This window comes from Hansschlegelia sp. KR7-227 (genome assembly GCF_049446035.1).
Taxonomy (GTDB): Bacteria; Pseudomonadota; Alphaproteobacteria; order Rhizobiales; family Methylopilaceae; genus Methylopila.
In genome coordinates this window covers 1,757,272-1,771,200 of the sequence record NZ_JBMSEA010000001.1, presented here as the reverse complement: position 1 = coordinate 1,771,200, position 13,929 = coordinate 1,757,272, and the positions used below count along the sequence as shown (strand labels likewise).

Below are 13,929 nucleotides of genomic sequence, written 5' to 3'. Positions count from 1 at the left end.
GACACGCCCCCCGGGAAAACCAGATCATGCCTCACGCCCTCCGCCGGGCGCGTTTCGACGCGCCGGAATTGAAGCGCCTGCCCGTCGCGCCGGCGGTGTCGGCCGACGGGGCGGTCGAAGGCTACGCCAGCCTGTTCGGCGTCGTCGACCTCGGCCGCGACCGGGTGGAGCGCGGCGCCTTCTCAGCCAGCCTCGCCCGGCGGGGTGCGCGGGGCGTGCGCTTCCTGTTCCAGCACGATCCGTCCGAGCCGATCGGGGCCTGGGGCCAGATCGTCGAAGACGGGCGCGGCTTGCGGGTCTCCGGCCGGCTGAACCTCGCCGTGACCCGCGCCCGCGAGGTGCACGCGCTGCTGCGGCAGGGCGCCCTCGACGGGCTATCCATCGGCTTCCGCGCGGTGCGAAGCGCGCGGGGGCCCGGCGGCGTCCGCCGTCTCGTCGAGATCGATCTGTGGGAGGTCTCGGTCGTGACCTTCCCGATGCTGCCCGACGCCCGCGTGGGCGCAGTGAAGCTCCGCCCTTCCGTATCCCCCGCCGCCGCGCGCGGCTTGTCCGCCCGAGAGGCCGCAAGATGACCCAGATCGAACTCCGCTCTCCGGAAACCAAGGCCGCCGAGGGCGCGCCGTCGAGCCTCGAGGTGGTGACCGCCTTCGACGACTTCATGCACGCCTTCGAGGCGTTCAAGGAGGTCAATGACGAGCGCCTCGCCGAGATCGAGGCGCGGATCTCGCCCGACGCCGTCACCTCCGAGAAGCTGACGCGGCTCGACGCGGCGCTCGATCGCCAGCAGCGCGCGCTCGACGCGCTCACGCTGAAGAGCCGGCGCCCGGCGCTCGAGACCGGCGGCGGCGCCGTCGAGCGCGGCGGCGTGCGTGAGCACAAGACGGCGTTCGACGCCTATGTCCGCCGCGGCGAGGTCGCCTCGCTGAAGCAGCTCGAGGGCAAGGCGCTCGCCTCCGTCACGGACGCGCAGGGCGGCTATCTCGTGCCGGACGAGACCGAGCGCGAGATCGGCCGCCGCCTCGCGGAGATCTCGCCGATCCGCGCGATCGCGAGCGTCCAGCAGGTGACGTCGTCGGTGTTCCGCAAGCCGTTCGCGACCGAGGGATTCGCCTCCGGCTGGGCGGCGGAGACGGCGGCGCGCGCCCAGTCGGCGACGCCGACGCTGGACGAGCTCGCCTTCCCCGCGATGGAGATCTTCGCGATGCCGGCCGCGACCCAGACGCTGCTCGACGACGCGGCGGTGGACCTCGACCAGTGGATCGCGGCCGAGGTCGAGACCGCTTTCGCCGAGCAGGAGAGCGTCGCCTTCGTCACCGGCGACGGGACCACGCGGCCGCAGGGCTTCCTCACGCCGCCGAAGGTCGACAACGCCGCCTGGGAATGGGGCAAGATCGGCTCCGTGCTCACCGGCGCCGCCGGCGACTTCGCGGCGACCGACCCCGGCGACGCGCTGCTCGACCTCGTCTACGCGCTGCGCTCCGGCTACCGCCGGAACGGGACCTTCGTGATGAACCGGCGCAGCCAGGCCGCGGTCCGCAAGCTGAAGGACGGCGACGGACGCTACCTCTGGGAGCCGCCGGCGCAGGCGAACGCGTCCGCGACGCTGCTCGGCTTTCCCCTGGTCGAGGCCGAGGCGATGCCGGACATCGCGGCCAACGCCCACGCGATCGCCTTCGGCGACTTCAAGCGCGGCTACCTCGTGGTCGACCGGATCGGCGTGCGCATCCTGCGCGATCCGTTCACGGCGAAGCCCTACGTGCTGTTCTACACCACCAAGCGGGTCGGCGGCGGCGTGCAGGACTTCGACGCCATCAAGACGCTGAAATTCGCCGCAAGCTGAGCGGGCGATCCCGATTGGGGGCGCGACGCCTCCGTCCCCCTCTCCCCTTGCGGGAGAGGGTCGGGGTGAGGGGTGGTGGCGGCGCGGTTTCCGAAAAGGGCGCCGCTGGCGCCCCTCATCCGGCCGCTTGCGCGGCCACCTTCTCCCGCAGGGGGAGAAGGGAAGAACGCGCCCGTCGCCGATCACCTCAAGACGAAGCGCGACGCTTCCATCCCCCTCTCCCCTTGCGGGAGAGGGTCGGGGTGAGGGGTGCGGGCGGCGCGGTTTCCGGACAGGGCGCCGCCCGCGCCCCTCATCCGACCGCTTGCGCGGCCACCTTCTCCCGCAAGGGGAGAAGGAGACCGCCGCGCCGTCTCCGTCTTCATTCCCCCTTCCGGCGCGCTTCCGGCGCGAGACGCCGCTCCCTCGGCTGGAGCAGCGCCGGGAGACGCGCGCCTCACCCGCGCGCGTCGGCGGCCCTTTCCGTCCCTCCCGCGGGAAGGGCCGCCACTTTTCCTTCACTCAGGATCACGCTCATGCCCGCCGTGCTGCTCACTCCGCCCGAGGCGGAGCCGATCTCGCTCGCCGACGCCAAGGCCTATCTGCGGCTCGAGCACGACGCCGAGGACGGGCTGGTGACGACGCTGATCGCCGCCGCCGCCCGCCAGGTCGAGAAGATGACGCGGCGCGTGCTGGTGGCGCAGCGCTGGCGGCTCGACGTCGCGCTGCCGGAGGACGGCGGCTTCGTCGCGCTCAGGCCGCGGCCGGTGCGCGAGATCGAGGCCGTGCGGCTCGCCCGCTCGGACGGGACGCTTCAGACGCTGGCCCCGGAGACATGGCGCTTCGACTGGGCCGCCGAGCGCCTGAGCTTCGCGACGCGCCCGGGGGGCAGCCGGCGGGTCGAGATCGACCTCGCCGCGGGCTACGGCGCGCCGGAGGATGTGCCCGAGCCGCTCCGGCTTGCGGTGCGCCGGCTGGTCGCCGACGCCTTCGAGCGCCGCTCCGGCGCCGACGGCCCGCCGGCCGACGTGCTCGGCCTGGTCGCGCCCTATCAGGATCTGCGGCTGTGAGCGCGGCGACGCCCGGCGCGCTCAGGCGGCGCGTGACGATCGAGGCGCCGGCCGATCTTCCCGACGGCGCCGGCGGCGTGGCGCGGGGTTTTGCGGCGGTCGCGACGGCGTTCGCAGCCGTCGAGCCGGTGTCGGCGGAAGAGGCGGCGCCGGCGCGGGCTCTCGGGCTCAACCGCCTGTGGAAGGTGACCTTGCGCGCCCTCGACGGACTCGGCGGCGGCCATCGCGTGATCTGGGGCGGCCGGCCGCTCGACGTGCTGTCGGTCCGCGCGCTCGACGCCGACGACCGCTTTCTGGAGCTGCTCTGCGAGGAGGTCACGCCGTGACGATCCCTTCCGCCTGTCTCGCGCTGCGCGCCGCGGTGGTCGCGCGGCTCTTAGCCGACGCCGGCCTGAGCGCGCTGCTCGGGGGCGCCCGGGTCCATGACGAGCCGCCGCGCGGCGCGTCGCCGCCTTACGTGCTGGTCGGCGACGTCGCCACGAGCGACGCCTCCGGCGACGAGGCGCCGGCGGAGGAGCATCTGCTGGCGCTGGAGGTGTGGTCGCGAGAGGGCGGCCTGTCGGAGGCGCTCAAGGTCGCCGACCGGGCGGTCCGCCTGCTCGACGGCGCCGCGCTCGCCCTCGACGGCTTCCGTCTCGCGAGCCTCGCCTGGCGCACGACCGACGCCGGTCGTTTCGCCGACGCGGGGCTCCGGCGCGCGACGGTGACGTTTCGGGCGGTGACCGAACCGGCGTGACGGGGGGCAGCGAAGCCGCCTCCAATGTCGCCAAGCTACAGGCGCGACGTATCCGCCCCCTCTTCCCTTGCGGGAGAGGGTCGTGAGGGGTGGCGGCGGCGCGGCTTCCGGACAGGGCGCCGCCCGCTCCCCTCATCCGACCGCCGGCTTCGCCGTCGGCCACCTTCTCCCGCACGGGGAGAAGGCAAGAGCGCCCGATCGACATCCCTTTCCACCGAGGACCTGACATGGCCATCCAGAAGGGCAAGGATCTGCTCGTGAAGATCGCGGACGGCGCCGGCGGCTTCGTCACGGTGGCGGGACTGAGATCGCGCTCGCTGTCGTTCAACGCCGAGCCGGTCGACGTCACCCATTCCGAAAGCGTCGGGCGCTGGCGCGAGCTGCTCGCCGGCGCCGGCGTGAAGAAGGCGAGCGTCGCGGGCGCCGGCGTGTTCCGGGACGAGGCGTCGGACGTCCGCATGCGCACGCTGGTGTTCGACGGCGCGATCGACGAGTTCCAGATCGTCATCCCGGATTTCGGTCGCGTCGAGGGGCCGTTCCAGGTCACGGGCCTCGAATTCAAAGGCGACCACGCCGGCGAGGTCGTCTACGAGCTCGCGCTCGAAAGCGCCGGCGCGCTGGTCTTTACGGCGGCGTGATCCGGTCCGGCGTCCGCCCGCGGCGCTTCCGATGAGCGGCGCCTTCGACGCGCGCCGGCTCTGCGCAAGCCTCCCCATAAAACGCCGCCGTCGTCCTCCGGCTTGACCGGAGGACCCAACTCGGGCGTGGAGCGCTGAGGCGGCATGGATGGTCCGGTCAGGCCGGACCATGACGCCAGGTTTGCCAAGGGTCAGCCCGGGAAGCCGACCGCGGTCGTTCGGCGCGGGCGCCTTCTATAAAGCGCCGCCGTCGTCCTCCGGCTCGACCGGAGGACCCATGTCGGGCGTCGAGCTCGACGGTCGACGTGGATGGTCCGGTCAAGCCGGACCATGACGAGGCTCTTATTGCTCACGCTCATCCAAGCCGGGTCGACCCCGCTTGGCGCCGAACCCAGCCCGTCCCTCGCTCGCACGTTCGAAGGATGCATCCCATGCCCGCAAACCGCCGCCGCGGCGAAGTGGAGGCCGTGTTCGACGGTCGGCCGCATCGCCTGGTCCTGACGCTGGGCGCGCTCGCCGAGCTCGAGGACGCGTTCGGCGTCGCCGACCTCACCGCGCTCGCCGAACGCTTCGAGCGCGGCCGGCTGTCGGCGCGGGACGCCGTGCGGATCCTCGGCGCCGGCCTGCGCGGCGGCGGCCTCGACATCGCGGCCGACGACGTCGCGGGGCTCTCCCACACCGAGGGCGCGGCGGGCTTCGTGCGCGCCGTCGCCGACCTGCTGCAGGCGACCTTCGGCGCCGCCGACACGGAGGGCGGAGGCGCGGACGACGCCGGCCCTTTCCCTGGGACGAGCTGACCGCCTTCGGCCTCGGCGTGCTGAACCTGCCGCCCGAGGCCTTCTGGCGGACGACGCCGCGCGAGATCGCGGCAGCCGCGCGCGGCCGGAGCCGGCGCGGGCCGTCGGTCGCGCCGCTCAGGCGCGCCGAGCTCGACGGGCTGATGGCCCGCTTCCCCGATGTGGAGACGCCCCATGGCGCATGAGCCGATCACCGTCAACGTCGCGGTCGACGCCAGCGCGTTCCGGCGCGAGCTGACCGAGGCCGAGCGTCTGTCGCGCGGCTTCGGCAGGGCGCTCGGCGACGCGCTGGAGGGCGGCGTCGTCAAGGGCCGCTCGCTCGGCGACGTGCTGCGCTCGCTCGGCGGGCGGCTGTCGCAGCTCGCGCTGTCCTCGGCGCTCCGGCCGTTCGAGAACGCCGTCGGCGGTTTGTTCGCGAACCTCACCAAGGGGCTGCTCGGCGGCGTCACGCCCTTCGCCAAGGGCGGCGTCCTGGCGGCGCCGACCGTGCTGACAACCGGTTCGGCGCCTGTGGCGCTCGCCGGCGAGGCGGGACCGGAGGCCGTGCTGCCGCTGGCGCGCGGCGCCGACGGCCGGCTTGGCGTGGCGGCCGCGGGCGGCGGCGGGCACGGGGCGATCACGGTGAACATCGCGACGCCCGACGTCGAAGGCTTCCGCCGCTCCGAGGCGCAGGTGACCGCGGCGCTGGCGCGCGCTGTGGCGCGGGGACGGAGAGGCCTGTGACCCCCTTCCACGACGTCCGCTTCCCGACCGACATCGCGCGGGGCGCGCGCGGCGGGCCGGAGCGGCGCACCGAGATCGCGACGCTCGGCTCCGGCTTCGAGGAGCGCAACGCGGTCTGGTCGCATTCGCGCCGGCGGTGGGACGCAGGGCTCGGCGTGAAGACCCTGGCGCAGCTCTCGGCCGTCGTCGCCTTCTTCGAGGAGAGGCGCGGCCGCCTGATCGGCTTCCGCTTCAAGGACCCGCTCGACTTCTCCTCCGCCGCGCCGGGCGCGGCGATCGCGGCCACCGACCAGCATCTCGGCGAAGGCGACGGGACGACGCGTCGCTTCGCCCTGCGGAAGACCTATGGCGGGGCGTTCGATCCCTATCGGCGGCCAATCCGCAAGCCGGTCGCAGGAACGGTCCGCGTGGCGGTCGGCGGCGTCGAGACGGGCGCCTTCGCGCTCGATCTCGCGGACGGGTCGGTGGTGCTCGATACGGCCCCCGGCGTCGGCGAGGTGGTCGCCGCCGGCTTCCAGTTCGACGTGCCCGCGCGCTTCGACGTCGACCGGCTGGAGATCGACCTCGCCGCGTTCCAGGCCGGCTCCGTGCCGTCGATCCCGCTGGTGGAGATCCGGCTGAGGTAGCGGGCACGGGCGGGAGCCATTCTCTCCTTCCGGAAGACGGCGCGCGACGTCGCCGTCCCCCTCTCCCCTTGCGGGAGAGGGTCGGGGTGAGGGGTGTCGGCGGCGCCCCAGACAGGACGAGGCGCCGCCCGCACCCCTCATCCGGCCGCTTGCGCGGCCACCTTCTCCCGCAAGGGGAGAAGGGAAGACGCGGCGCCGCTTTGCGATAAGAGGCCGACAGATGCGCGACATTCCCGAACCGATGGCGGCCGCTCTGGCGTCGGGCGTCACCACTTTCGCGCGCTGCTGGCGGGTGACGCGGGCGGACGGGGTTGCGCTCGGCTTCACCGACCATGACGACGACCTCGCCTTCGACGGGGTCGAGTACCGCGCCGCGAGCGGCATGACGGCGTCGGCCGCCGAGCACGCGCTCGGCCTCGCCGTCGGCGGGCTCGACGTCGTCGGCGCGCTGGACGAGGCCGCGCTGTCGGAGGCGGATCTCGCGCGCGGCGCCTATGACGGGGCGGAGGTGCGGCTGTTCCTGGTCGACTGGCGGGCGCCGGAGACGCGGCTGCTGTTGTTCGCCGGCGCGCTCGGCGAGGTCGCGCGCGAGCGCGGCGTCTTCACGGCCGAGCTTCGCAGCCTGACCCACGCGCTGGCGCAGCCGCGCGGGCGCATCTATCAGCGCGGCTGCGACGCCGATCTCGGCGACGCCCGCTGCGGGGTGAACCTCGCCTCGCCCGCCCATCGCGCGGAAGGCGTGGTGTCCGCCGTCACCAGCCCCCGCGGCTTCCGCGCCGCGGCGCTCGGGGGGCGCGGAACGATCTTCGCGCGCGGCCGGCTGGTCTGGACGAGCGGGGCCAACGCCGGCGCGGCCGCGGAGGTGCGGCGCCATGCGGCCGACGCCGCGGAGCTCGCCGAGACGCCGGCGATGGCGATCGTCGAAGGCGACGCGTTCACGGTGACGGCCGGCTGCGACAAGACGTTTGAAACCTGCTGCAAGCGTTTCGCAAATCAGGTGAATTTTCGCGGCTTTCCTCAGATGCCCGGTAATGACTGGCTGGCTCTGCCGGCGCGCGCCGGCGGCGACAATGACGGAGGCCGGCGTGGCTGAGACCGATCGCGCGACGGCGCGCACGCTCGATCCCGCCGCCGTGGCGGACGCGGCGCGCGGATGGATCGGCACGCCCTACCGGCACCAGGCGAGCGCCCTGGGTCTCGGCGCCGACTGCCTCGGCGTCGTGCGCGGCGTGTGGCGCGAGCTGATCGGCCCGGAGCCCGAGCCGCCGCCGCCTTACGCCCGCAGCTGGGCCGAGGACGGCGCCGGCGAACTCATGCTCGACGCCGCGCGGCGCTGGCTGGTCCCGGTGCCCGCCGGCGCGATCGAGGCCGGCGACGTGCTGCTGTTCCGGGTGGCCCGCGACCGCGTCGCGAAGCATTGCGGGATCGCGACGGGCCCGCGGACCATGGTCCACGCCTATGACGGCCACGCCGTCGCCGAGACCGCGATCCCCGACATCTGGCTCACCCGGCTGGTCGCGCGCTTCCGGTTTCCGGCGGGCGTCTGAATCGAGGGTCGCGCGACGCCTCCGCCCCCCTCTCCCCTTGCGGGAGAGGGTCGGGGTGAGGGGTGACGGCGGCGCCCTCGCCGGAGAGCGCGGAGCCGCACCCCTCATCCGGCCGGCGGCTGTCGCCGCCGTCCACCTTCTCCCGCAAGGGGAGAAGGGAAGAAGCAGCAAGGATGTCCCCATGGCCGTGCTCGCCCTCACCGCGATCGGGTCGGTGCTCGGCGGGGCGTTGCTGCCGAGCGGAATCTCGCTGTTCGGGGCGACCCTGTCGGGCGCGGCGCTCGGCGGGGCGATCGGGGGGCTTGCGGGCTCCGCGATCGACCAGACGCTGTTCGGCTCCACCTCGAAAACGACCGGGCCGCGGCTCGAGGACGTCAAGCTCACCGCCTCCACCGAAGGCGCGCCGGTCATGCGCGTCTATGGCCGCATGCGCGTCGGCGGGCAGGTGATCTGGGCGAGCCGCTTCCGCGAGACCGCGACCACGGAGACCCATGGCGGCAAGGGGTCGAGCCCCAAGGTCGAGAGCACGACCTACGCCTATTCCGCGAGCTTCGCGGTCGGACTCTGCGAGGGGCCGATCGGCGCGGTCGGTCGGGTGTGGGCGGACGGCGAGCCGCTCGAGACCGGCGACTACGAAATGCGGCTCTACACGGGGACGGAGGACCAGCTTCCCGACCCGAAGATCGTCGCGGTCGAAGGGGCGGGATACGCGCCTGCCTATCGCGGGCTCGCTTATCTCGTGTTCGAGGAGCTGCCGCTCGAGCGCTTCGGCAACCGCATTCCGCAGATCACCGTCGAGGTGATCCGCCGGCCGCCGGCGGCGACGCCGCAGCTCGAGGACCTGCTGACGGGCGTGACGCTGATCCCCGGCGCCTCGGAATTCGCCTATGCGACCGAGGCGATCGAGCGCAAGACCGGCTTCGGCGCCTGGGCCGCCGAGAACGCCCATGTCGGCGGCGACCGGGCGGATCTGGTGGCCTCCCTCGACGATCTCGCGGCGCTCGCGCCGAATGTCAGCCATGTCTCGCTGGTCGTCGCCTGGCACGGCACGGACCTGCGCGTGAACCTCTGTGAGATCCGCCCCAGGCCGGAGACGCAGGCCAAGGAGACCCGGCCGAAGAAGTGGCGCGTCTCGAACTTCGAGCGCGAGGACATCGAGACCGTCAGCCTGATCGACGGCGAGCCCGCAATCGGCGGCGCGCCGGCGGACTTCTCCGTGTTCCAGGCGATCTCCGAGCTCAAGGCCCGCGGGCTGAAGGTGACGCTCAACCCGTTCGTGATGATGGACGTGCCCTCAGGCAACGCGAAGCCCGACCCTTACGGCGGCGCCGAGCAGGCGGCCTATCCCTGGCGGGGGCGCATCACCTGCTCGCCGGCGCCGGGCCTGCCCTTCACGACCGACGGCACGGCGGTGATCGCCGAGCGCGTCGGCCACTTCTTCGGCGAGGCCGCGCCGGGCGATTTCGGCTGGCACGCCGAACGCCTGACCGTGACCTATGGCGGGCCGAACGAATGGTCCTATCGCCGCTTCGTGCTGCACATGGCGCGGATCGCGCAGGCCGCCGGCGGCGTCGACGGGTTCCTGATCGGCTCGGAGATGGTGGGCGTCACCCGGCTGCGCGACGACACGGGCGCCTATCCCGCGGTCGCCGCCCTGAAGACGCTCGCAGCCGACGTGCGGGCGACGCTCGGGCCGGACGTGCGCATCGGCTACGGGGCGGACTGGACGGAATTCGCGAACCACCGGCCGGACGACGGCTCCGGCGACGTGATCTTCCATCTTGATCCGCTGTGGGCGGACGACAATGTCGACTTCGTCGGGATCGACAACTACGCCCCGCTCGCCGACTGGCGTGAGGGCTCGGCCCATCTCGACGCCGTCGCCGGCTGGAAGGGGCCCTACGACGCCGCCTATCTCGACGCCAATGTCGAGGGCGGCGAGCTGTTCGACTGGTTCTATGCGAGCCCCGCCGACCGCGACGCGCAGATCCGCACGCCGATCGTCGACACGGCGCATGGCGAGCACTGGGCGTTCCGGATCAAGGACATCCGCTCCTGGTGGGAGAACGCCCATCACGATCGGCCGGGCGGCGTGCGCTCGGCTGCGCCGACGGCGTGGGTCCCGCAGTCGAAGCCCATCGTGTTCTGCGAGCTCGGCTGCCCCGCGATCGACAAGGGCGCGAACCAGCCGAACGTGTTCGTCGACCCGAAATCCTCGGAATCCTTCATCCCGTATTTCTCGAGCGGAAGGCGCGACGACCGCGCCCAGCGCGCCTTCCTTTCCGCCCAGCTCACGCATTGGGCGACGCCCGGGCGCAACCCGGTCTCGGCCGTCACGGGCGAGCCGATGCTCGACCTGGCGCGGCGCTTCGTCTGGACCTGGGACGCGCGGCCGGCGGCCGCGTTTCCCGCGATGTCCGACGTGTGGGCGGACGCCTCGAACTGGCGGCTCGGGCACTGGCTGACGGGGCGGCTCGGCTCGGCGAGGCTTTCCGACGTGATCGCCGACATCGGCCGCGGGCTTGGCGTCGCCTTCGACCTCGACGATCTCGACGGCCAGGTCCGCGGCTACACGCTCGACCGCGTGATGAGCGCGCGCGAGGCGATCGAGCCGCTGATCGACGCCTTCGGCGCGGAGGCGCTGGCGCGCGGCGCGGCGATCCGCATCGCCAACCGCAAGGCGGCGCCGGTCGCCGCGCTGACGCCCGACGATCTGGCGGACGGGACTGAGAAGACGCCGGCGTTCCGGATGACGCGCGCCCAGGCCTCCGAGATTCCGCAGAGCCTGAAGCTCCGGCATGTCGATCCCGACGCCGACTTTCGGCAAAGCGCGGTCGAGGCCCGGCGGCTCGCCGGCGAGGGACGGGCGGTCTCGGAGGCCGCCTTCCCGCTCGCGCTCACCGCCGAGGAGGCGCAAGGACTCGCCGACGGCATGCTGATCGAGGCCTCGGTCGCGCGCGAACGCGGCGAGTGGACGCTGCCGCCCGGTCGGCTCGCGCTGGAGCCGGGCGACCGCGTGGCCTTCACGGCGAACGGCCGCACGACGCTGATGCGGCTCGACGAGGTGGGCGAGGAGTTCTCGCGCCCCGTCAAGGCGACGCGCGACGATCCGGACGCCCGCGACGTCGAGCCGATCGAGATCGTGACGCGGCCGCCGCCTTCGCCGGGACGGGCGGTCGCGCCGGTCTTCGACGTGCTCGATCTGCCGCTGATCGTAGGCGACGAGCCGGCGCATGCGCCGCGGCTCGCGGCCTACGCCGCGCCCTGGACGCCGATGGCGGTCTACCGCGCCGACGACGGCGAGACCTATGCGCTCGACCAGATCCTGCGCCGACCGGCGACGCTCGGCGTGCTGACGGCGCCGCTCGGCGTCCACGCCAGCGGCCGTTTCGACCGCGCGAACGCGCTGGAGGTCGAGATCGGGCCGGACCGGACGCTCGAGAGCCGCAGCGACGCGGCCGTCCTGAAGGGCGCGAACATGGTCGCCGTCCGCGGGCCGTCGGGCGGCTGGGAGGTGCTGCAGTTCGCGACCGCGGAGCTTGTCGGCGCCGGCGTCTGGCGGCTGACCCGCCTGTTGCGCGGCCAGTTCGGCACGGAGGACGCGATCGGCGATCCGACGCCGGCCGGCGCGAGCTTCGCGCTGATCGACGCCCGCACGCCGGTGTCGACGGTCGCCGCGACCGAGCGCGGCCTTGAGCTTCCGTGGCGGGCCGGGCCCGCCACCCGCCCGCGCAACCACGCGACCTATGTCGCGACGACGGCGCGGATCGGCGCGCGCGGGCTCATGCCGCTGTCGCCGGTCCATGTCTCGGCGCGACGCGACCCGGGCTCCGGCGACGTGACGATCTCGTGGATCCGGCGCACCCGGATCGGCGGCGACGATTTCGATGCCCGCGACGCGCGGCTCGGCGAGGACGTGGAGGCCTACGAGGTGGACATCCTCGTGGGCTCTGTCGTCGCGCGGACGATCGAGGCGTCGTCGCCTGCCGCCGTGTATGCGCACGGCGAGCAGATGGCGGACTTCGGCGCGGCGCCGGACGCGCTCGACGTCGCCGTCCGGCAGCTGTCCGCGACGGTCGGGGCGGGCGTCTCGGCGCGGGCGACGCTCGCGCTCTGACCAGGGGCGCTGGCCCTTATGGCTCCGCCGTCGTCCTCCGGCTCGACCGGAGGACCCATCCCGGGCGTCGCGCTCGACGCCGGACGTGGATGGTCCGGTCAAGCCGGACCATGACGAGCTTTGTTCGAAAGCGGCGCGGCTCCGCCTGCGCGCGTGACGGACCTCTCCAGAGCCGAATTTCGGCGCGAAATCCCACATCCGGAGCCCTCCCATGACCGCGAGCCCGCATCTCGGCCTCGGCTATCTCGCGCCGTCGCAGGCGCAGAAGCACGTCACCGTCAACGAGGCGTTCCGGCGGCTCGACGCGCTGGTGCAGCTCGGCGTGCTCGACCGCACGCTGACCGCTCCTCCGGGCGGCCCCGCCGAAGGCGATCGGCATATCGTCGGCCCGGCCGCGACGGGCGCGTGGGCCGGCCATGACGGCGAGATCGCGGCCTTTCTCGACGGCGTCTGGGTCTTCGTCGCGCCGAAGCCCGGCTGGCTCGCTTATGTCGCGGCGGAGGGCGCGCTGCTCGTCTTCCTGCCGGGCGGCTGGGTCTCCGCGCTCGGCAGCCTCGCGAGCCTCGACGCGTTGGCGCATCTCGGCGTCAACGCGACCGCCGACCTCGTCAACCGTTTCGCGGTCGCCTCGCAGGCCGTGCTGTTCAACCATGACGGCGCCGGCGTGCAGGTGAAGCTGAACAAGGCGGGCGTCGGCGACACTGCAAGCGTGCTGTTCCAGCGCGGCTTTTCCGGCCGCGCCGAGTTCGGGATCGCCGGCTCCGACGCCTTCGCCTTGAAGGTGTCGGCGGACGGCGCCGCATGGGCGACCGCGCTCGCGGTCGATCCGGCCACCGGCGCGGTCGACCTGCCGCAGACGCCGCGCGTCAAGGTCGACAAGTTCGTCGCGTCGGGCGTCTGGACCAAGCCGGCCTGGGCGAAGCGCGTCCGCGTCATGCTGTGCAGCGGCGGAGGAGGCGGCGGGTCGGGCGGCCTCCGCGGGGCGAGCGTCGCGATCGCCGGCGGCGGCGGCGCCGCGCCGGGCACGATGTGCGACGCCGAGTTCGCGGCCGCCGACCTGCCCGCGACCGTCGCCGTGACCGTCGGCGCCGGCGGCGCGGGTGGCGCCGCGGTCACGACGGCGGACACGAACGGCGCCGCCGGCGCGCAGGGCGGCGCGAGCGCCTTCGGCGGCTATCTTCAGACCAGCGTGTTCGGCAACCAGGGCGGAGGCGGCGCCGTTGCGGGGGGCGCGGCGGGCCTGTCGTCCGGCGCCCGCTTCCTTCCGCCCTGCGCCGACGTGAGCGGCGGGGCGGCGACGACGCTCGCCGGAGCGAGCGGGTCGAGCGGCCCGGGGCGCTATGCGGCGGGCGCCGGGGGCGGCGGCGGCCTCACCGCGGCGAACGCCGAAGGCGCCGGCGGCGCGAGCGGCTTTCCCCGCGTCGGGACCGGCCTCGGCGGGACCACGGCGGGCGGCGCGGGCCCGGGCGGGGCCGGCGCCGCGGGCGCCGCCATCGTGGAGCTCGGGATCACCCTGATCGGCGGCAACAGCGGCGGTGGAGGCGCTGCGGGCCACGCCGTCGCGGGCGGGGCGGGCGGCGCAGGCTCCGCCCCGGGCGGCGCGGGCGGGGGAGGAGGCGCAGGCCGCAACGGCCTGTCCTCGGGGAAAGGCGGAAACGGCGCCCGCGGCGAGGCTTGGGTCGTCTCGATGGCGTGACGGACGACGGGCGTTTCCGCCCCGACAACCCGCTGCGGCAGCGGTTCGACGCCGACGTCGCCAGACATGCGGCCGCGCGGACGCCGCACGCTCCGCCCGCGGCGCGCCGCAGGCAGGAAGTGAGCGCTGATCTCTGGAGTCTCTTAGGCTCGCCGTGCTA

The 13,929-nt window shown here is 73.9% G+C and carries 14 protein-coding genes; all 14 read left to right on the top strand.

Features of this window, described 5'->3' with window-relative positions:
- The first annotated feature begins 26 nt into the window (after window positions 1-26).
- Window positions 27-572: an HK97 family phage prohead protease gene (locus ACO2RJ_RS08275; protein WP_423267518.1), complete on the top strand. Its 546-nt coding sequence runs from the start codon at window positions 27-29 to the stop codon at window positions 570-572.
- Window positions 569-1,840, top strand: coding sequence for a phage major capsid protein (locus ACO2RJ_RS08270; RefSeq protein ID WP_423267517.1), 1,272 nt, complete (start codon window positions 569-571; stop codon window positions 1,838-1,840). Before ACO2RJ_RS08275 ends, ACO2RJ_RS08270 begins: the two co-directional genes overlap by 4 nt.
- Before the next feature lie 515 nt (window positions 1,841-2,355).
- Window positions 2,356-2,889, top strand: a complete 534-nt coding sequence (locus ACO2RJ_RS08265; RefSeq protein WP_423267516.1) for a head-tail connector protein — start codon at window positions 2,356-2,358, stop codon at window positions 2,887-2,889.
- A complete protein-coding gene (locus ACO2RJ_RS08260; RefSeq protein ID WP_423267515.1) occupies window positions 2,886-3,215 on the top strand; it encodes a phage head closure protein in 330 nt (109 codons plus the stop codon). Before ACO2RJ_RS08265 ends, ACO2RJ_RS08260 begins: the two co-directional genes overlap by 4 nt.
- Window positions 3,212-3,625: a DUF3168 domain-containing protein gene (locus tag ACO2RJ_RS08255; protein WP_423267514.1), complete on the top strand. Its 414-nt coding sequence runs from the start codon at window positions 3,212-3,214 to the stop codon at window positions 3,623-3,625. Before ACO2RJ_RS08260 ends, ACO2RJ_RS08255 begins: the two co-directional genes overlap by 4 nt.
- Before the next feature lie 227 nt (window positions 3,626-3,852).
- Entirely contained in the window at window positions 3,853-4,263 is a 411-nt protein-coding gene (locus tag ACO2RJ_RS08250) for a phage major tail protein, TP901-1 family (RefSeq protein ID WP_423267513.1), read from the top strand.
- Window positions 4,264-4,694: 431 nt separating this feature from the next.
- Complete coding sequence (locus ACO2RJ_RS08245) at window positions 4,695-5,060, top strand: gene transfer agent family protein (RefSeq protein WP_423267512.1); 366 nt, start codon at window positions 4,695-4,697, stop codon at window positions 5,058-5,060.
- A gap of 17 nt (window positions 5,061-5,077) precedes the next feature.
- A complete protein-coding gene (locus ACO2RJ_RS08240) occupies window positions 5,078-5,245 on the top strand; it encodes a phage tail assembly chaperone (protein WP_423267511.1) in 168 nt (55 codons plus the stop codon).
- Window positions 5,235-5,783, top strand: coding sequence for a phage tail tape measure protein (locus ACO2RJ_RS08235; protein ID WP_423267510.1), 549 nt, complete (start codon window positions 5,235-5,237; stop codon window positions 5,781-5,783). Before ACO2RJ_RS08240 ends, ACO2RJ_RS08235 begins: the two co-directional genes overlap by 11 nt.
- Window positions 5,780-6,409, top strand: a complete 630-nt coding sequence (locus ACO2RJ_RS08230; protein WP_423267509.1) for a phage distal tail protein, Rcc01695 family — start codon at window positions 5,780-5,782, stop codon at window positions 6,407-6,409. The genes ACO2RJ_RS08235 and ACO2RJ_RS08230 overlap by 4 nt, the downstream gene beginning before the upstream one ends.
- A 220-nt stretch (window positions 6,410-6,629) precedes the next feature.
- Window positions 6,630-7,502 (top strand): DUF2163 domain-containing protein, encoded by an 873-nt coding sequence (locus ACO2RJ_RS08225; protein ID WP_423267508.1) that lies wholly within the window; start codon window positions 6,630-6,632, stop codon window positions 7,500-7,502.
- A complete protein-coding gene (locus ACO2RJ_RS08220) occupies window positions 7,495-7,956 on the top strand; it encodes an NlpC/P60 family protein (protein ID WP_423267507.1) in 462 nt (153 codons plus the stop codon). Before ACO2RJ_RS08225 ends, ACO2RJ_RS08220 begins: the two co-directional genes overlap by 8 nt.
- 181 nt (window positions 7,957-8,137) lie before the next feature.
- A complete protein-coding gene (locus tag ACO2RJ_RS08215) occupies window positions 8,138-12,073 on the top strand; it encodes a baseplate multidomain protein megatron (protein ID WP_423267506.1) in 3,936 nt (1,311 codons plus the stop codon).
- Window positions 12,074-12,284: 211 nt separating this feature from the next.
- Entirely contained in the window at window positions 12,285-13,769 is a 1,485-nt protein-coding gene (locus tag ACO2RJ_RS08210; protein ID WP_423267505.1) for a DUF2793 domain-containing protein, read from the top strand.
- Window positions 13,770-13,929 lie beyond the last annotated feature (160 nt).

What these genes read in the sequence shown, in the direction of transcription:
- ACO2RJ_RS08270 (WP_423267517.1), top strand. Translation starts at nt 569, where the DNA reads ATGACCCAGATCGAACTCCGCTCTCCGGAAACCAAGGCCGCCGAGGGC.
- ACO2RJ_RS08245 (WP_423267512.1), top strand. Translation starts at nt 4,695, where the DNA reads ATGCCCGCAAACCGCCGCCGCGGCGAAGTGGAGGCCGTGTTCGACGGT.
- ACO2RJ_RS08210 (WP_423267505.1), top strand. Translation starts at nt 12,285, where the DNA reads ATGACCGCGAGCCCGCATCTCGGCCTCGGCTATCTCGCGCCGTCGCAG.
- ACO2RJ_RS08225 (WP_423267508.1), top strand. Translation starts at nt 6,630, where the DNA reads ATGCGCGACATTCCCGAACCGATGGCGGCCGCTCTGGCGTCGGGCGTC.
- ACO2RJ_RS08275 (WP_423267518.1), top strand. Translation starts at nt 27, where the DNA reads ATGCCTCACGCCCTCCGCCGGGCGCGTTTCGACGCGCCGGAATTGAAG.
- ACO2RJ_RS08250 (WP_423267513.1), top strand. Translation starts at nt 3,853, where the DNA reads ATGGCCATCCAGAAGGGCAAGGATCTGCTCGTGAAGATCGCGGACGGC.
- ACO2RJ_RS08215 (WP_423267506.1), top strand. Translation starts at nt 8,138, where the DNA reads ATGGCCGTGCTCGCCCTCACCGCGATCGGGTCGGTGCTCGGCGGGGCG.
- ACO2RJ_RS08235 (WP_423267510.1), top strand. Translation starts at nt 5,235, where the DNA reads ATGGCGCATGAGCCGATCACCGTCAACGTCGCGGTCGACGCCAGCGCG.
- ACO2RJ_RS08265 (WP_423267516.1), top strand. Translation starts at nt 2,356, where the DNA reads ATGCCCGCCGTGCTGCTCACTCCGCCCGAGGCGGAGCCGATCTCGCTC.